This is a genomic window from Alteromonas sp. HB246098, assembly GCF_054890645.1.
Map to the genome: position 1 here is coordinate 408,803 of NZ_JBTZUG010000002.1, position 18,480 is coordinate 427,282.

The 18,480-nt window shown below is 45.3% G+C and carries 17 protein-coding genes; 13 read left to right on the forward strand and 4 right to left on the reverse strand.

The window, feature by feature from the left end:
• Positions 1 to 76 precede the first annotated feature (76 nt).
• A complete protein-coding gene (locus ACYTPF_RS07705) occupies positions 77 to 904 on the forward strand; it encodes a TatD family hydrolase (RefSeq protein ID WP_461851784.1) in 828 nt (275 codons plus the stop codon).
• Positions 905 to 941: 37 nt separating this feature from the next.
• Here ACYTPF_RS07705 and ACYTPF_RS07710 read toward each other — a convergent pair whose 3' ends face one another.
• Positions 942 to 1,637 (reverse strand): hypothetical protein, encoded by a 696-nt coding sequence (locus tag ACYTPF_RS07710; protein ID WP_461851785.1) that lies wholly within the window; start codon positions 1,635 to 1,637, stop codon positions 942 to 944.
• A gap of 138 nt (positions 1,638 to 1,775) precedes the next feature.
• Between ACYTPF_RS07710 and serB the strand changes: the two genes are divergently transcribed.
• Entirely contained in the window at positions 1,776 to 2,759 is a 984-nt protein-coding gene (gene serB / locus ACYTPF_RS07715; protein ID WP_461851786.1) for a phosphoserine phosphatase SerB, read from the forward strand.
• Positions 2,760 to 2,970: 211 nt separating this feature from the next.
• Here serB and ACYTPF_RS07720 read toward each other — a convergent pair whose 3' ends face one another.
• Positions 2,971 to 5,496: a PilZ domain-containing protein gene (locus ACYTPF_RS07720; RefSeq protein ID WP_461851787.1), complete on the reverse strand. Its 2,526-nt coding sequence runs from the start codon at positions 5,494 to 5,496 to the stop codon at positions 2,971 to 2,973.
• 189 nt (positions 5,497 to 5,685) lie between these two features.
• Between ACYTPF_RS07720 and radA the strand changes: the two genes are divergently transcribed.
• Positions 5,686 to 7,053, forward strand: a complete 1,368-nt coding sequence (radA, locus tag ACYTPF_RS07725; protein ID WP_461851788.1) for a DNA repair protein RadA — start codon at positions 5,686 to 5,688, stop codon at positions 7,051 to 7,053.
• 126 nt (positions 7,054 to 7,179) lie between these two features.
• Here radA and ACYTPF_RS07730 read toward each other — a convergent pair whose 3' ends face one another.
• Both ACYTPF_RS07730 and ettA read right to left on the reverse strand, forming a co-directional pair.
• A complete protein-coding gene (locus ACYTPF_RS07730) occupies positions 7,180 to 7,587 on the reverse strand; it encodes a PilZ domain-containing protein (protein ID WP_461851812.1) in 408 nt (135 codons plus the stop codon).
• A gap of 148 nt (positions 7,588 to 7,735) precedes the next feature.
• Complete coding sequence (gene ettA, locus ACYTPF_RS07735) at positions 7,736 to 9,403, reverse strand: energy-dependent translational throttle protein EttA (protein WP_075177085.1); 1,668 nt, start codon at positions 9,401 to 9,403, stop codon at positions 7,736 to 7,738.
• 300 nt (positions 9,404 to 9,703) lie between these two features.
• Between ettA and lpxD the strand changes: the two genes are divergently transcribed.
• The 10 genes from lpxD (at position 9,704) to ACYTPF_RS07785 (ending at position 18,392) form a co-directional block, all read left to right on the forward strand.
• Positions 9,704 to 10,732, forward strand: a complete 1,029-nt coding sequence (lpxD, locus tag ACYTPF_RS07740; RefSeq protein WP_461851789.1) for a UDP-3-O-(3-hydroxymyristoyl)glucosamine N-acyltransferase — start codon at positions 9,704 to 9,706, stop codon at positions 10,730 to 10,732.
• A 154-nt stretch (positions 10,733 to 10,886) separates the two neighbouring features.
• The gene (gene glyA / locus ACYTPF_RS07745) at positions 10,887 to 12,143 is read left to right on the forward strand and encodes a serine hydroxymethyltransferase (RefSeq protein ID WP_014950092.1); all 1,257 of its coding nucleotides are present in this window, start codon (positions 10,887 to 10,889) and stop codon (positions 12,141 to 12,143) included.
• Positions 12,144 to 12,241: 98 nt separating this feature from the next.
• Positions 12,242 to 12,691: a transcriptional regulator NrdR gene (gene nrdR / locus ACYTPF_RS07750; protein WP_012517538.1), complete on the forward strand. Its 450-nt coding sequence runs from the start codon at positions 12,242 to 12,244 to the stop codon at positions 12,689 to 12,691.
• 50 nt (positions 12,692 to 12,741) lie between these two features.
• The gene (gene ribD / locus ACYTPF_RS07755) at positions 12,742 to 13,881 is read left to right on the forward strand and encodes a bifunctional diaminohydroxyphosphoribosylaminopyrimidine deaminase/5-amino-6-(5-phosphoribosylamino)uracil reductase RibD (protein ID WP_461851790.1); all 1,140 of its coding nucleotides are present in this window, start codon (positions 12,742 to 12,744) and stop codon (positions 13,879 to 13,881) included.
• A 20-nt stretch (positions 13,882 to 13,901) separates the two neighbouring features.
• Complete coding sequence (locus tag ACYTPF_RS07760; protein ID WP_014950090.1) at positions 13,902 to 14,564, forward strand: riboflavin synthase; 663 nt, start codon at positions 13,902 to 13,904, stop codon at positions 14,562 to 14,564.
• A 20-nt stretch (positions 14,565 to 14,584) separates the two neighbouring features.
• Positions 14,585 to 15,685: a bifunctional 3,4-dihydroxy-2-butanone-4-phosphate synthase/GTP cyclohydrolase II gene (ribBA, locus tag ACYTPF_RS07765; protein WP_461851791.1), complete on the forward strand. Its 1,101-nt coding sequence runs from the start codon at positions 14,585 to 14,587 to the stop codon at positions 15,683 to 15,685.
• Between the two features lie 244 nt (positions 15,686 to 15,929).
• Entirely contained in the window at positions 15,930 to 16,403 is a 474-nt protein-coding gene (gene ribH / locus ACYTPF_RS07770; protein WP_025255832.1) for a 6,7-dimethyl-8-ribityllumazine synthase, read from the forward strand.
• Between the two features lie 12 nt (positions 16,404 to 16,415).
• Complete coding sequence (gene nusB, locus ACYTPF_RS07775) at positions 16,416 to 16,838, forward strand: transcription antitermination factor NusB (protein WP_014979773.1); 423 nt, start codon at positions 16,416 to 16,418, stop codon at positions 16,836 to 16,838.
• A gap of 49 nt (positions 16,839 to 16,887) precedes the next feature.
• Positions 16,888 to 17,853: a thiamine-phosphate kinase gene (gene thiL / locus ACYTPF_RS07780; RefSeq protein WP_461851792.1), complete on the forward strand. Its 966-nt coding sequence runs from the start codon at positions 16,888 to 16,890 to the stop codon at positions 17,851 to 17,853.
• A 38-nt stretch (positions 17,854 to 17,891) separates the two neighbouring features.
• On the forward strand, positions 17,892 to 18,392 hold the full coding sequence (locus ACYTPF_RS07785) for a phosphatidylglycerophosphatase A family protein (RefSeq protein WP_179983984.1): 501 nt from the start codon (positions 17,892 to 17,894) through the stop codon (positions 18,390 to 18,392).
• Positions 18,393 to 18,480: the final 88 nt, after the last annotated feature.

Here is an 18,480-nt window from a genome sequence, read left to right on the forward strand (position 1 = left end):
GCGAGTCTTATGCAGCCGCTAGACATTTTAAGTACCTAGCATTTGATTGAGCGTAAAGCGAGAAAGGAGCAACGCCATGATTGATAGTCATTGCCACCTCGACTTACTTGCATCAAAAGTAGACCTTCATACTTCGCTGGAAAGTGCCAAGGCCGCTGGGCTTACTCGCATAATGGCACCAAGTATTAACCCACGGTCTTGGAAAGCGCTTCAAGCGCTTAGTGAGCAGCACAGCAGCCTTTTGCCTATCGATACCGCGCTAGGTCTTCATCCCTATTTTTTGACCGATAGCAACCAAGATAATACAGCTTCGACCACTGACTTACCTGAGCAGGCAATTGATGAAAATCTTGGGCAGCTTGAAGCCGCTGCTGCCACTTTACACCCTTCGGTAAAAGCGGTGGGAGAAACCGGTATTGATGGGCACATAAGTGTGTCATTAACGCTTCAAAAGAAAGTGCTACATGCCCATTTGAAACTCGCCGATACAAAAGCGCTCCCTGTTATTCTGCATCACCGAAAAAGTCATCATTTACTACTTGAAGCTTTCAAGCAAGCTAAGTATCAAGGTATTGGGGTAGTGCATGCTTTTTCTGGCAGTGTGGAGGCGGCTAAAGCCTATATTGAGCGAGGCTTTTACTTAGGAATAGGTGGTACCATAACCTATGAAAGAGCACGAAAGACGCGAGACACCCTGAAGTATCTGCTAGAAAACCATTTCGATAAGATACTACTAGAGACTGATGCCCCTGATATGCCCATGTACGGCAGGCAGGGTGCGCCTAATGAACCACAGTATCTATCTGATGTTGTTGACGTTATACACGAGCTTTTCGCTATATCGCCTAAACAAATAATATCTATTACAACACAAAACTATTTACGCTTGTTTGAAACAGTTTAGAATTGTGAGCTCGTGTAAAAGTATCGTGAACACCTGCTTACGTATCTTTGTTCTTTCTCATAGATTCGATGGCTTGTATAAACCAAGGGCGAGACTTATAAAACGCCCGCGTCAGGTAAATGCCTAACATTAAAGCCAAAAACACTAAAATACACGCAATTAACGCCAGTTGATAACGCAGGGCAAGGGGACTTTCTAATATCGCCTGCGTATCCATATGAATGTTCACATAGCCTAAAACATTATCATTGTCGTCGGTGATCACGCCTACATAGGTTAGCGGCGTCACGCCTTGGGACTGGCTCATCGACACAACGCTATCTATTTGAGGTAAAGGCGCAATGTACCTTCCGTCTTTATCAAACACTGATAGAGCAAGAATATGCGGCTCGTTAACCAAAACGGTGGCGACACCTTCAATGTAGTTTCGTTGGGCAAGGGTACTCGATAGCGTCGAGTCAGCTCTTACTTCGGTTCCCTGGTTGCCTGCTTGATCAGCTTCAAATGCGGTGCGAAGTAGTTTAGCGTACTGCCTTGCGATGCTCTCCCCAGAAAAACGAGTCTGTACCGTTAGCCAGTCACTTTGGTATTGCTGCAGCAAAAGTATCAATACAATCACCAGCGCAAACACCGTACTTACAATCAGCGTATGAAATAGTCTTTTCAACGCCGTGTAAAGTGAGTGCGAATTGCTTTTTGATTGTGAAGGGGCTTTGCTCAGCACGTTTAACAATGCGTAATTCCATAATTGCTATGAGTTGCCTAACAGTAGGTGAAATCTAAATAATTTTAAAGGGGATATTTTATTAGTTAGCCTAATTGGTTAGCATTAGAGCATCATTTGCCAATCACCACAGATTCTGTGTGCGTTATGAAAGACATATTCACCATCGAAATCAATAATGACGATATTCATCTAGCTTCATACCTGGCAAACATTGTCAGCAGCGAGCACAATACAAAAGCGTATTCGCATACGCTAACTGTAATCGGACAAGCTATAACCCCGTATTTATTAAAAGGCGTATTAGATAAACTCAAAAACGTATTTTCGCCAGTAAGTGCTGCGTTTCATCATTTGCATCAGCAAATGGGAGATGATGCTATCGAAATAAGAGGGCAGGTAATTAATGCAAAGCCTGAGCAAATAAAGTCTCTACTTGGTGATGTCAGTGATGCTTACAACCTTGATGTTGGACTGCAAACCTCGCGACCGTCTTTGTCTGAACCTGGTCTTCTGGTAATGGATATGGACAGCACCGTTATTGCCATAGAATGTATTGATGAAATAGCAAAACTGGCTGGTGTTGGTGAACAGGTTGCCGAAGTGACAGCAAGAGCAATGCGCGGAGAAATTGCCTTTAACGATAGCTTGACGCATAGGGTGGCGTGTTTAGAGGGGGTACCCATTGACCACCTAAATCAAATTCGTGACAGCATTCCTATTATGCCTGGTATTCAGACACTGCTTAAACATTTAAAAGCAAATAACTGGAAACTCGCTATTGCATCAGGTGGCTTTACTTTCTTTGCTGACCACTTAAAAGCGAGGCTGGGACTGGACTATGCGATATCAAACACGCTTTCGGTAAAAGACGGGCACTTAACAGGGAAAGTGGAAGGCGAAATTATTAATGCTGATGTAAAAGCACGCACGGTAAAAGCGCTGTCTGAAAAGTGGCAAATACCATCGGGCCAAACTGTTGCCATGGGCGATGGGGCGAACGACTTGGTGATGATGGCTGAATCAGCCTTAGGCGTTGCGTGTCACGGCAAACCTTTAGTGAATGAGAAAGCGGACGTAGCCGTACGTGTTGGTAGTCTGCACAGTCTTCTTTATTTCTTAGATAAATAGACGCTAAAGGAACTGGAAAGGGAACAGCCATTCCTGCATTCCCACGCTTTGCTAGGAAACTTACCAGCGCCTTCGGAATGCACAATTATCTGTACGCACTGGTATGTAGGCGCCAGTTATTAAAAAATTGGCGCTTAAATAAATCAGAGGTCTGAGCTTAGTTTTTTCTAAACGCAGGCCTGAATATGTACGTAAAAATACTGCCTCTTACTTACGCGTTGTTAACCATGGCTTTAGGTTGTACTGCACTTTTTAGCGTTTTATTCGCCGTAATGTCTTGCATAGTAAAACCATATCTTATGAGCACCTCGTCCGTGACATCGACAAGATGGGAACAGGCAGCAATACTCCACATTTTCTTTTCTAACTCACGAGCTCTGTGCATGGCGTACATGGTGACGTAGTTAATTTCTGTTTGCAGCATGGTCAAGTCAGGCTTGCCAGTTGTGGTCAGCATAACGTGTATAGCGACAAACTGGCCGCGCACCATGGCTTCTCTGATAAATGCTCGGCGTTGTTCATTGCTTTCAAACTTATGTGAGTAACGAGGAATGATCGCCATTCGCGGCTCTTTTTGAGACGCATCGAAAGATATGAATAGCTCTTGTCGTAAGGGCATGTTTTCAAGCTTAACTGCTTTGATACCACTTTGTACGAAAGGAGAGTCTTGCTTTCTATCTCTAAACAAAAATTCCAAATTTACTTTACCTCGCTCTGCGTATTGCGTGGTAAGGGTAGTGATGCGTTCGTCTTGTTTTCCAACTATACAGGCCTGCGGAGTATAGCGCACACCTTCTTTACTCATCAGGAAAGATAAGGAGGTCGCATTTCTTGCGTTTATACAACGCAGTGCTTGGCCCATGCCCTCTACTTCTTCTTCATCGTTATCGACTTTAAGATTGGCCTTGTTCTTTTTAATTAATTCTTCAAAAAAGTTGCGAGCGCTTTTGCCCTCTTCGCCAGTAGCTGTCTTTAGGTGAAGGATATTCTTCTCGACATTATGATAAATAATTTCATACTGAAGGTGCATTACGTCAAAGTTGTTCGCTATTTCCTGAAGCCGAGGAAAGGCAACTTCTACTCTTCCTTCCAAACTACCCTTATAATCTTTTGCGAGCTCAACACGAAGACCTAATCCGTGTACTGAGATGTCTTCGCTGATCCCTCGATGGACCGTCGATTCGCCATTAAACCTTGCTTCAATTTGCGTTCTTAGCTGGTAGCGGCTTTCAATGCGCTGCTCTTCGTACTTAAAACGTACAATATGAATGTTAGATGCTGCACGATTCCTTGGGTGACCGAAAATCCTTAAATGCGAAAGGTTGTCGCGATTAAACTTAAGTTCGTTGTACGTCTCTTGCCCTGTTACTGAGGTCACGTCTGTAACATGAGCCAGATAACGCAGGTTTTTAAGCTTTGACATCAAGCGAGCAGAAGGCGGTGTATTAAGCTTTTTAACTTTATTGCCAACAGAGTCTGGGATAGAAAGCGGAATATGCGCCTGCTCTGGGTCCATGTCTGTCAGAGTTATTTTAAACACTCGCCAACTCGCTTTTCTTGAGCCGAAACCCAAAAATACACGGGATAAGACCTCTTTCTGCAGTAACTCTTCATAAGAGGCTGAATAAAAATAAACTTTATCTGTGTGCAAATGGGTAAAGCTGAAGACGAATATTTCACGAACTTCATCAGATTTGTTTAGTAACCGAGTAAGTCTTTCTTGCGATAGCAAGAAATTAAGACGACAATTTTCTTCTTCGTCTTGCCAATACTGTACCGTTTCTCGGTTTACTTCATTTACCATCGCATAGCGAGGCACTAAAGTTTCGTTGACGACATCGATAAAAACAGGAAGCGTAGGGCTACGAGGTGAAAAATATTGTTCACAGGTTTTACTGGTTATCGCTTCGATGGTGTTCGTCATATTCACTTTATAGCGGCGTTTATTGCCGTGGATAAAGCTTTCTAGGAACTTATCGAATGCTGGGCTTGGATGAGTCTTATCGCGCTGTAAGGCTAAATAGTTAACATCATTTTTCGTAATGATTTTTACTAGTTTGTAAGCAATGCCATTTTTTTTATCCATGGCAAACTCGCTTTCAAGCCCCCTGAAATAAATAAAGAGCGTTTCACCTTTTTTGAAAAAGGCGTCTTTAGACAATTTTATCTGAAGGCCTTCAAGAGAAATATCTACGCTTAAGCCTCGCACAGAGCGGTTCTCAGTGTTAAATATTTCTACGGCAACCGCGAAGTTCATGCGCTCTGTATTGCGCTGCCTGTAATCGAGAAGGTTTACGGTAGGAACTTTGAACTGTTCTAAAACGGCTGAACGCTTTTTAAGTTCTGGGTTTTCTTTATCAGCTCTTTCTTGTGCGAGTTCTTTTTCACGCATTAACCGAAAGTTGTTTTCAGTGTTTTGAACGGCTTCGTATACACCGTAGGTGTAGCGGCCGAATACGCGCAGTTGTTCTTCAAACTTATCAACAGCCACGTCGTCCATGTAGTGGCTACGTCCTTCGTGGACATATTTCTTGCACTTGCCATCTACGTGACCGCGCAAATCTATAGTACGCATACAAGGTTTAGCTAAACGCTTCACTTCCATTTTAATAAGAAAGCGCTTTTCTTTAGGTACGTCAGAAGCAGTTTGAAGCAATACTTGGTTAAATTCAGGCTCATTAACCATGGGCTTTAGCTGTTCAATAATATCAGCATATTGCTTTAAATCTTGACTCATGAATGCGCAACTTTGTTGTTAAGTATCAATTATTTTAGTTGTTATCGGCAAATCAGCAAAACTCATTAATCCCTGAATTTTTATGCTTTGGAAGTATATTCCTGAATGAAAACTGACCGTGGGTTTGTGCTTAATTCACCGTTATTAAGTGTTAGAATACTCTTTTTAAGCAATGGATAAAACTGGAATATGGCAAAACGTAAAACTGCTTATGTGTGTTCTGACTGCGGGGCCGAGTTCCCACGTTGGCAAGGACAATGCTCTGAGTGTAAAGCGTGGAACACGATAAGTGAGTTTGTGGTAGCGAGTGCCAAAAGTGTAGCTCGACAAACTACTTCAGGGTATGCAGGGCAAACCGCAGCCAAAATCGAGACGCTAAACGCAATAGATTTAGAATCACTGCCACGATTTTCGTCAACGTTTAAGGAACTAGATAGAGTGCTTGGCGGAGGAATAGTCCCTGGTGCCGCTATGTTAATTGGTGGTTCACCTGGCGCCGGAAAAAGTACACTTTTGCTACAGGTAATGTGTCAGATGGCGAAAAGCGAAACCGCCCTTTATGTTACCGGGGAAGAGTCTCTCCAACAGGTGGCAATGCGTGCCAAGCGTTTAAACCTCCCTGACGATAAGCTGATGATGTTAGCCGAAACTAACGTGGAAACCATCTGCGATTTAGCGCTTACGAAAAAGCCTAAAATTATGGTTATCGACTCTATTCAGGTTATGCATGTGTCAGATGTTCAATCTGCACCGGGCAGCGTATCCCAGGTAAGAGAAAGCGCGGCTTATTTAACGCGCTTTGCCAAACAAAATCACATTGCCATGTTTATTGTTGGCCACGTAACGAAAGACGGAAACTTAGCGGGCCCTAAAGTACTTGAGCACTGTATCGATAGTTCTATGATGCTGGAAGGGGAAAGTGACGGTCGTTACCGTACGTTGCGCAGCCACAAAAACCGCTTCGGTGCAGTCAACGAGCTGGGTGTATTTGCCATGACGGAAAAAGGCTTGAAAGAGGTCAGTAATCCTTCAGCTATTTTCTTAAGCCGAGGTGAAAATGAAACGCCTGGGTCTAGCGTTATGGTCATTTGGGAAGGCACCCGGCCGTTACTTGTGGAAATACAAGCGCTGGTGGATTATTCACAGATGTCTAACCCAAGACGGATAGCTGTGGGTCTAGATCAAAATCGTTTGTCCATGCTGTTAGCAGTACTTCACCGGCACGGTAATGTACAAATGAACGACCAAGACGTATTTGTGAACGTAGTTGGCGGTGTACGAGTCTCTGAAACCAGTGCTGACTTGGCGTTATTACTGGCGATGATTTCCAGCTTCAGAAACCGTTCATTACCGCGCGACTTGATTGTGTTTGGTGAAGTAGGCCTTGCAGGTGAAATTCGTCCGGTTCCCAATGGAACAGAGCGCATAATAGAAGCGGCAAAGCATGGTTTTAAACGAGCTATAGTGCCTAAAGCCAATGCCCCTAAACAAGCTATAAATGGCATGAAAGTCGTGCCCGTGGCTCGGCTTTCTGAAGCGTTAGATGCCTTGGAATAAAGCGAAATGCATTAACGTTAAAGCTGTAGGGAACGCGCAAGAAAACTTGTGAAGTACGTCATTTTGCGCAGTTTGAGGGTGGAGCCTTTTCTGAAGCTCTGCAGAGACTAGTCGTATTTTTTTGTTTTAATTTGGCGCTTGATAAACCGCATTAACCAGCGCATTAAGATCTTTCTCTTCAATACTAGCATCATCGCTGTTTAGTAAGATTAAACGGCGAAGGGCGCTTATGCTTTCCACATCCATACGCTCTACTTTACACCCCAACGAAACTAGCTTCTGTCTGCTGTCCGCGTGGCGATATAACTGTGAGATTGAAAGGGTGATAACTGGGCTGTCTTCATTTGCTTGGAAGGTAGCAACATAAGGTTCATGGCTGTCGAAAGGTAAGTTTGACAATGCGGTTTCCGTTGCTTGTAGTTTTATGCCCTGCAGAGACACGTCACTAACTACTACATCGATACTATTGTCGTTATGTGCCAGTTTGCCGTTTACATTCAGCGGGACTCGTTGGAATTGACGCTTATCTGTCATCACTCAAATACCTAATTATCATTGACGACCTCAGTATTGGCTAATTTTCTCCCGTTCGCAACGTAAAGCAAACAAATAAAAAAAGCCGCTATCGATGACAGCGGCTTTCGGCCTTTTAAGGTAAGGAAATCTTTATCCCCAATTCCCTTTATTTAGACATGCGCTTGTATTTGAGGCGATGGGGTTCAACCACATCTTGCCCAAACTCCTGCTTCAACCAGCTTTCGTAGTCAGAGTAGTTACCTTCGAAGAAGTTAATGTTACCTTCATCGCGGTAATCCATGATGTGCGTTGCCACGCGGTCTAGGAACCAACGGTCGTGCGAGATAACCATGGCGCAGCCAGGGAATTCGAGCAACGCATTCTCTAGTGCGCGAAGGGTTTCAACGTCTAGGTCGTTGGTTGGCTCATCCAGCAGCAACACGTTGCCGCCCGCTTTAAGCAGTTTTGCAAGGTGAACACGGTTGCGCTCACCACCTGACAGGTCTTTGATGAACTTCTGCTGATCGGTGCCTTTGAAGTTAAAGCGGCTGCAGTAGGCGCGGCTGTTAATTTCAAAGTTACCAATGCGAATGATATCTTGCTCGTCAGAAATTTCTTTCCACACGGTGTTGTTTTCGTTCATGTGGTCGCGGAACTGTTCTACCGCAGCAATTTGAACGGTTTCACCTAAATCGATGGTGCCTGAATCAGGTTTCTCAGCACCAGTAAGCATTCTGAACAAGGTTGATTTACCCGCGCCGTTAGGGCCAACGATACCTACAATGGCACCCTTTGGTACTTTAAACGTTAAGTCGTCGATAAGCACGCGATCGCCATACGACTTTTTAAGGTTGCTTACTTCAATAACCTTGTCACCTAAGCGTTCACCTGGTGGAATGAAAAGCTCATTGGTTTCATTACGCTTTTGGTAATCGCTGGTAGATAGTTCTTCAAAGCGGGCCATACGAGCTTTACTTTTAGCATGACGACCTTTCGGGTTTGAGCGTACCCACTCAAGTTCCTGTTTCATGCTCTTCATACGTGCCGTTTCGGTACGCTCTTCTTGCTCAAGTCGGTTTTCTTTTTGCTCCAACCAAGAAGAGTAGTTACCTTCCCACGGAATACCTTCACCACGGTCAAGTTCTAAAATCCAACCTGCAACGTTATCAAGGAAGTATCTATCGTGGGTAATAGCGACTACCGTACCTTCATAATCGTGAAGGAAACGCTCTAGCCATGCGACTGATTCTGCGTCTAAGTGGTTAGTGGGTTCGTCTAGAAGCAACATTTCAGGCTTTTCTAGAAGTAGGCGGCACAGCGCTACACGGCGGCGTTCACCACCAGATAGTTTGCTAACGTCCGCATCCCACGCTGGAAGGCGAAGGGCATCAGCAGCACGCTCTAATGCATTTTCTAAGTTGTGGCCATCTTTGGCTTGAATAATAGCTTCTAACTCGCCCTGCTCTTTAGCAAGGGCGTCAAAATCAGCGTCTGCTTCTGCATAAGCTGCATATACTTCATCTAGGCGAGTTAATGCGTGTTTAACGTCGGCGACGGCTTCTTCTATATTGCCGCGAACATCTTTTGTTTCATCAAGCTGAGGCTCTTGTGGAAGGTAGCCCACTTTTAAGCCCGGTTGAGGACGCGCTTCACCTTCGATGTCGGTATCTACGCCGGCCATAATGCGAAGTAAGGTAGATTTACCTGCACCGTTTAGACCTAGCACACCAATTTTGGCGCCTGGGAAAAAGCTAAGTGAGATATTTTTTAGAATGTGTCTATTAGGTGGGACGATTTTGCCCACGCGATGCATACTGTAAACGTATTGCGCCATGCTCTATCCTCGCTGAATAAGCGGTGAAAAATAAAAAAGTGATTGTGGTCTATTCTACTCGTAACAGGGTAGTTTGTGCCAGTTACTTACGCTTAGTGTATTTGTGCTTGGCGATATTTTAATCACTCATGCCAAAAAGATCGATTTATGCATCGGTTGGCGAGTTGATTTAAGGTAAACTTGTTTTTATAAGCATGAGTAAACATGGGCTTTAGGGTGAGCTACTGATCTAGTAAAAAGCAATAAAGAACCCAAAGCGATAGACTCAATACTATTCATATTTCTGAACAGGCAATTAAGATGACCGCTATGAATAAACGCATATATAGTCTGGATGAGCTCGCCAAACATGTAAGTGGGGAAGTGCAGGGCGATGGAAACATTACTATTTCTGCAGTAGGTACGTTATCCGGTGCAGCATCGCACCAAATTTCGTTTCTAACAAATCCTAAATACAAGCCGCAGTTAAAAGATACTCAGGCTGGTGCGGTAATTCTGCACAAAAACTTAAAAGATGATAGCCCAGTTCCAGCGTTGGTTGTGGCAAACCCTCATGCAGCGTTCGCCCTTATCGCTCAGTTGTTTGATACTACTCCAGCGGTAGCGACAGGTATTGCTGAGACAGCGGTTATTGCGCCATCTGCCCGCATCGGCAGTGATGTATCGCTAGGCCACAATGTAATCATTGAAGATAATGTGGTGTTGGGCGATAGAGTTACTGTAGGCGCGAATACGGTTATTCGTAGAGGTACCCATATTGGTGAAGGCTGCACCATTCACCCGAACGTAACTATCTATCATGACGTTGTGATTGGTAAGCGCGTGACAATTCATAGCCAAACAGTTATTGGTGCGGCAGGCTTTGGTTACGCAAACGATAAAGGCGTTTGGATCCCTATTCCACAAACAGGGTCGGTTCGCATTGGTGACGACAGTCAGATTGGCGCAAGCAGCAGCATTGACCGCGGAGCCATGGAAGATACGATTTTGGGCACTAACGTTATTATCGATAACCAGGTACAAATTGGCCACAACTGTATTATTGGTGATCACTCTTGTATTTGCGGCGCTACAGGAATTGCTGGTAGCTGTCATATCGGCAAGCACGTTATTATCGGTGGTGGAGTGGGCATTAATGGCCACATTAGCATTTGCGATAATGTTCAGGTGACTGGCTATACCATGATTGTACAAGATATCATTGAACCGGGTGTTTATTCTTCTGGCCAGCCAGCACAAACCAACCGTGACTGGCGCAAGAATACGGTTCGCCTTGCCAAAATTGGTAGTTTATTTGACCGTGTTAAAGCCCTAGAAAAACAGGTCTGATCTCGCGCTGGCGCAGGTATTTCGTTAAACCTGCGCCATTTATATTAATTTGGTCACAAAGCGGTATACAAGCCCCCGAAAATGACTAGAATATGGCTCGAATTTGAGCAATCAGTGCGTAACGCCATATAAAAACCGCAGTTAAGGAGCCCCCATGTTTTCTCGCGAAATGAATATAGCCGACTTCGATCCTGAATTAGCCGATGCAATGTCTAAAGAGGTTGAGCGTCAAGAACATCACATAGAGCTAATTGCCTCTGAGAACTACTGTAGCCCACGTGTAATGGAAGCACAGGGTTCGCAGCTTACTAACAAGTACGCGGAAGGCTACCCAGGCAAGCGTTACTACGGTGGTTGTGAGCACGTAGACGTTGTTGAACAACTTGCTATCGATCGTGCAAAAGCACTATTCGGTGCAGACTACGCGAACGTTCAACCGCACGCTGGTTCACAAGCTAACTCTGCCGTATTCATGGCACTACTTGACGCAGGCGATACGGTATTGGGAATGAGCCTTTCTGAAGGTGGTCACCTTACTCACGGTTCACACGTAAACTTCTCTGGTAAAACCTACAATGCTGTTCAGTATGGTCTGAACAAAGAAACGGGTGAAATCGATTACGCTCAGGTTGAGGCACTTGCTAAAGAGCACAAGCCGAAAATGATTATCGGTGGTTTCTCTGCGTATTCTGGCATTGTTGATTGGGCAAAATTCCGTGAAATCGCTGATAGCGTTGGCGCTTACTTGCTCGTAGATATGGCGCACGTAGCAGGTCTTGTAGCAGCAGGCGTTTATCCAAACCCGCTTCCTCATGCTCACGTGGTAACAACGACTACTCATAAAACGCTAGCGGGTCCACGTAGTGGTCTTATCCTATCTTCATGTGGCGATGAAGCGATTTACAAAAAGCTAAACAGCTCGGTATTCCCAGGCAACCAAGGTGGCCCTCTTTGCCACGTGATCGCAGCTAAAGCGGTTGCATTCAAAGAAGCACTACAGCCAGAATTTAAAGTGTATCAGCAGCAGGTTGTTGCAAATGCGAAAGCTATGGTTTCTGTAATGCAAGAGCGCGGTTATAACATCGTTTCTGGCGGTACTGACAACCACTTGTTCCTTCTTGACCTTATCGACAAGGACATTACCGGTAAAGATGCTGACGCAGCACTTGGTGCCGCAAATATTACGGTAAACAAAAACTCAGTGCCAAATGACCCGCGTTCACCATTTGTAACCAGCGGTCTTCGTATTGGTAGCCCAGCGATTACTCGCCGTGGTTTCAAAGAAGAACAAGCTAAGCAAGTTGCAACATGGATTTGCGACATTCTAGATAACATGGGCGATGAGTCTGTTATCAAACGTGTTCAAGACGAAGTGGTTGCACTTTGCGCACAATTCCCTGTTTATAAATAAATAGGTTTGTGTTTTATTGCGTACTTTGGTACTAATGCTGGACTAACTAGTCTAGATTCAATTTAGATACCTAAGTACGCAATATTTAAGGATTATTCATGTTTTGCCCGTTTTGTTCAGAACAAGAAACAAAAGTCATTGATTCTCGTTTGGTTGCAGAAGGGCAACAGGTGCGTAGACGCCGTGAATGTATGGTGTGTCACGAGCGCTTCACGACCTTTGAAAGTGCCGAACTCGTGATGCCTCGCGTTATTAAACGCGATGGTTCTCGTGAACCGTTTAACGAAGATAAACTTCGTGCAGGCTTGCAACGCGCACTCGAAAAGCGCCCTGTGAGCACAGAAAAAGTTGAACAATGTATCCTCTCACTTAAGTCACAGTTGCGCGCAACCGGTGAACGCGAAGTGAGCAGTGAACTGCTCGGCAACCTAATTATGAAAGCCCTCAAAGAACTCGATAAAGTTGCTTATGTCCGGTTCGCCTCCGTTTATCGCTCTTTCGAAGATATTCGTGAATTCGGAGAAGAGATTGCACGATTAGGAGATTAAGTCGGCGACCTCTCAAACATCAGGCACTTAGGGCTACAACAGGAATCCAAGTGAACCACGATACGGTTAAAAACGATTATTTTTGGATGGCAAAAGCCATTCAGCTTGCCCAACAAGGGCGTTTTACCACTTCTCCTAACCCTCGCGTAGGCTGTGTAATTGTTGACGAAAACAATCAATTGCTCGGTCAGGGATATCACATTCAAGCTGGTACACCCCATGCCGAAGTGCATGCATTAAGACATGCATCTAACGCACGTCCGCAAGGCGCAAAGGGCGCGACTGCATACGTTACACTTGAACCTTGTAGTCATTTTGGTCGCACACCGCCTTGCGCTGTTGCCTTGGTAGAAGCAAAGGTAGCGCGTGTTGTTATTGCTATGACCGACCCGAATCCAAACGTATGCGGTAACGGTATTAGCATTCTGCAGGAAGCAGGCATCGAAGTGGTAAGCGAAGTGATGGCTGCTGAGGCCGCAGCGCTAAACCCCGGGTTTATTAAACGCATGCTTACTGGTAAGCCCTTTGTTCGCGTGAAATTAGGCATTAGCCTAGATGGAAAAATAGCCCTTCAAAATGGGGTGAGTCAGTGGATTACTGGTGCAGAAGCAAGGCGGGATGTGCAACAGTATCGTGCACAAAGTTGCGTGGTGCTCACAGGCTCAGGTACGGTGAAAGCCGATAACCCTAGTTTGTTGGTTAGAGAACAAGAAGCACAGTTCACTAATTATCCTCTGGAACACATTCGTCAACCTGCCCGTGTTGTTATCGATGGCAAAAGTAAGCTTAGTAGAGACTACACACTTTTTAACGACGGCAATATTACGTTCACGGCGACGTCACAGGCTCACCCAGACACCGCTACTCAGCACTATCTCCAACTGGACGAAAAAGACGGTAAACTCAATTTACATTCACTTATGTCAGCACTAGGCGATAAGCAATATAATGAAGTGTGGGTGGAAGCAGGCCCAGGCCTTGCCGGTGCATTATTGCAAGAAGGGCTGGTGGATGAACTTATTTGCTACCAAGCGCCTAAGCTTTTAGGTGATAAGGGAGTCAGTATGGTTAATTTACCCGCGTTCACGTCGCTAAATGAATGTATTTCGCTTTCGCTTATTGAAAATCGTCAAGTGGGTAACGATATTAAGCTTATCTTCCGTCCTGATGTTAGCAACACCCGTGGTTAACGCGATTAAAGAGGAACTTTATGTTTACAGGAATTATTCAAGCGCTAGGTACAATCAAGAAGCTTGATAACCGTGGCAACGATATTCGACTTACCGTTTCATCGCCTACGCTTGATATGTCTGATGTCGCACTCGGCGACAGTATTGCGACCAATGGTGTTTGCTTAACAGTTACTGATATGGGCCCCGATTATTATTGTGCAGATGTGTCGGCAGAGACCATCAAATTAACAGGCTTTGCACATTACAGCGCAGGCTCTACGGTGAATCTTGAGAAAGCGATGCGTCCAAGCGACCGTTTAGGTGGTCATATCGTTTCCGGTCACGTTGATGGTGTAGGCGAGGTTACACAAATCATTAAGCACTCAGACTACGTAGAGTTCTGGGTAAAAGCGCCAGAAGCCTTGGCTAAATATATTGCGCATAAAGGTAGTATCACCGTTGATGGTATCAGCTTAACTGTTAACGAAGTTAATGGCGCAGAATTTATGCTTTGGATCATTCCTCATACATTGCAAGAAACCATTATGGGGAGCTATAAGGTGGGCACAGCGGTGAACTTAGAGGTTGATGTTATTGCGCGCTATTTAGAGCGATTGATGCTGGGCGACAAAGCCGCCGAGCCAAAAAGCAAAGGCATTGACATGGCATTTCTTGCCGAGAACGGATTTTTAAGAAAATAACCCTACAAGAAGCACACAACATGGCATTTAACACTACACAAGAAATTATTGAAGACATTCGCCAAGGTAAAATGGTTATCTTGATGGATGACGAAGACAGGGAAAATGAAGGCGATCTGATAATGGCGGCAGAGCATGTGACGCCTGAAGCCATTAACTTTATGGTAACCCACGCTCGCGGTTTAGTGTGTTTACCCATGACGCAAGAGCGCTGTCGCACCCTGAATCTTCCGCTTATGGTGGATAAAAACGAGGCACAGTTTTCTACCAACTTCACTGTGTCTATTGAAGCGGCAACCGGCGTGACCACAGGCATTTCGGCGGCAGATCGCGCAACGACCATTAAAGCTGCTGTAGCGAAAGACGCGAAAGCGACAGACATTGTGCAGCCGGGTCATATTTTTCCGCTAATTGCTAAAGACGGTGGCGTGTTAAACCGCGCAGGTCACACTGAAGCCGGTGTAGATTTACCGCGTTTGGCAGGGTTAGAGCCTGCTGGGGTTATTGTAGAAATCCTCAATGAAGACGGCACGATGGCCCGTCGTCCAGAACTAGAAAAGTTTGCTGAAAAACATAATCTTAAAATCGGCACCATTGCTGATTTAATTGAATATCGCAATCTCAACGAAACCACCATTCAAAAGGTCGCTCAATGCAATATGCCAACCGAGTATGGTGATTTCGAGCTTCACACGTTTAAAGACAGCATCGACAACCAACTTCATTTCGCACTTAAAAAAGGCGAAATTAAAGAAGATGAGCCGACACTTGTACGTGTACACCTTCACAATACGTTTAGTGATCTTCTTGGGTCTACCCGCGGTATTCAACGCTCAATGACGTTGGCAGATGGCATGCGCAAAATTTCACAAGAAGGTGGTGTGCTAGTGCTATTAGGCAAAGAAGAGCATATTGAGAGCCAAGTACGCCGCTTTGCAGCAGAAGATAGAGGCGAACGCCCAGCTGGCGCTGACTGGCAGGGGTCGTCACGCACTATTGGTGTGGGTAGCCAAATTCTTGCCTCTATGGGCGTTCACAAAATGCGTCTTCTTAGTAAGCCAATTAAATATCATGCACTTTCAGGCTACGGCCTTGAAGTTGTAGAGTACGTGCACGACTAGCTCTGGGGTATTGGCCACAGTGAAAGTGGAGAGGGAATGCTCGTCGCAAACACGCGGTGAATACATCCCTGTACGCTCCGCCACCGCATCCATGCGGTGGAGGGTTTGCGACGCGCATTCCCTCACCACATTTTGTTAAGCATAAAGTGGCCGTTTACGAATAGTTGAAGTTAAAGAAACAATCGATTTAGTTTGGGCGCAGTTATGGTATACTTCGCGCCGTTTTTTCTCGAGGAATGAATCCATGCAGGTAATTGAAGGTAATATCAGAGCAACCGGTAAGAAGTTTGCTATCGTTGTATCACGCTTTAATAGCTTTGTTGTTGAAAGCTTACTGGAAGGCGCATTAGACACACTAGAGCGTCACGGTGAAGTAAGCGATGACGATATCACGGTAGTACGTGTACCTGGAGCTTACGAGTTACCTGTAATTGCTAAGAAATTAGCTGAGAAGAAGTCATTTGACGCCATCATCGCTCTTGGTGCAGTTATTCGTGGCGGCACGCCACACTTTGATTTTGTAGCAGGCGAGAGCAATAAAGGTCTTGCGCAAGTATCACTTGAATACGGCGTACCTGTATCATTTGGCGTAATCACAACAGATTCAATTGAACAAGCTATCGAGCGTTCGGGAACCAAAGCGGGCAATAAGGGTGCAGAAGCTGCACTTGGCGCGCTAGAAATGGTTAACGTTATCGATGCTGTTGAAAAGCTTTAAGGTAAACATTAAGTGAAAGTTTCAGCTCGTCGTAAAGCCCGTGAACTCGCCCTGCAAGGTGTGTATTCATGGCAAATGAGTCACAACGATATTCAGCAGGTTGAACTGGCGCTAGCCACCAGTAACGACATGCAAAAGGTAGATATGGCCTATTTTCAAGCCTTGCTTCGCGGTGTTGCACACAATGCAAGCAACCTTGATGCAACCATTAAACCTTACCTTGGCCGTTTGCCTGAAGAGTTAGACGCTATTGAAAAAGCGATCTTGCGCATTGCGACGCTGGAACTGACTGAGCGCATTGACGTACCGTACCGCGTAATCATTAATGAAGCGATTGAGCTTGCTAAAGCATTTGGTGCTGAAGAGAGCCACAAGTTCATTAATGGCGCACTGGATAAAGCAGTGCGCACATTGCGCAAAGACGAGCGCGACTAACCTTACCGTGGCGGCATGGATTGCCGCTAAAAGGGTTTAAAAAATTACCGTGAAAGAATTTGATCTTATCGGCCGCTACTTTTCAAATAGTGGCCACAAACGCAAAGACGTTGTTATTGGTATTGGTGATGACTGTGCTGTAACAACGGTTCCTGAAAACCAACAACTTGCCGTTACCACAGATACCCTGGTTGCAGGTGTACATTTCTTAAAAGACGCACCAGCTAAGTCTGTTGCTTACAAGACAGTGGCTGTAAACTTAAGCGACCTTGCTGCAATGGGCGCAGAACCCGCGTGGATTAGCTTATCTCTATCGCTGCCAGAAGTAGACGAAGCTTGGCTAGATGACTTTGTTTCGGGCCTTTACGAGCTAACTCAGTACTATTCTGTACAGCTTATCGGTGGCGATACGGTTAAAGGCCCAATGGCGTTTACCATTACGGCTCAAGGCTTTATACCGCCTGGCTCCGAACTAACGCGCAGCGGCGCTAAGCCAGGTGACTGGCTTTATGTCACCGGAACACTAGGTGATGCAGGAGCGGGCTTAGATATTCTGCAAAAAAATCTCAGCGTAAGTGGTGAAGCGAAAGACGTTTTGGTGAATCGCCATTACTTCCCAACCCCTCGTGTTGCTGTGGGTACGGCGATTCGTCGTATTGCAACGTCTTGCATTGATATCTCTGATGGCTTGATTTCAGATTTAGGGCACATTTTAAAAGCGTCTAATTGCGGTGCGAATGTTCATGTAGAGCGTTTACCGCTATCACGAGCACTAACAAGTGCAGTCACACCTGAACAAGCTATTGAATATGCACTATCCGCTGGCGATGACTACGAACTTATTTTCACTGTAAGTGAAGAGCAGCGCGGTAGCCTTGAAACTTCGTTGGCAAGTACGAATGTGAAAGCCACGTGTATTGGCCAATTGACCGGGCATAGCGGTACACTTTCGTTGCTAAAAGATAACGAAAAGTATACGCCAGCTAATGCATCTGGCTACGAGCACGCCTTTTAGGCAAATCACATTTTACAATAGTAAATAAAGGAAGAAGCATGCAGGCGGAATATCGCGCTAGAGTGAGTATGAAAAACCCTGTTCATTTTCTCGCACTCGGTTTTGGTAGCGGGCTTGTTCCTTTTATGCCAGGTACATTTGGCTCGCTTGCTGCACTACCGCTACTTGTAGCGTGCAGCAAGATCTCGGTGGTTTCCTTCATCGCGCTTACGCTGATATTTTCAGTGGTAGGTATCTATCTGTGTGGCAAGACTGCAGACGATATGCAGGTACACGACCACGGCTCTATAGTGTGGGATGAAATAGCGGGCATGTTTATCACCTTTCTATTTGTACCTATCTCAGCGTCATCTTTACTCGTGGGCTTTGTTCTGTTCAGACTTTTCGACATCTTAAAGCCTTGGCCAATAGGTATTATCGACAAGCGCTTACACGGCGGTACAGGCATTATGCTGGATGATATTCTTGCTGGAGCCATGGCGTGTGGCTGTTTACATTTATTAATGGTGTTCTGGCCTGCAGCGCTGGCGTTGTTCTAGCTAAAAGTAAAGATTCAGGGCCGCTCTCATAGATAGGCGACAGAGAACGATTAGGCAATGAAAAGTTAGGCAGTGAGAAATCAGGCAA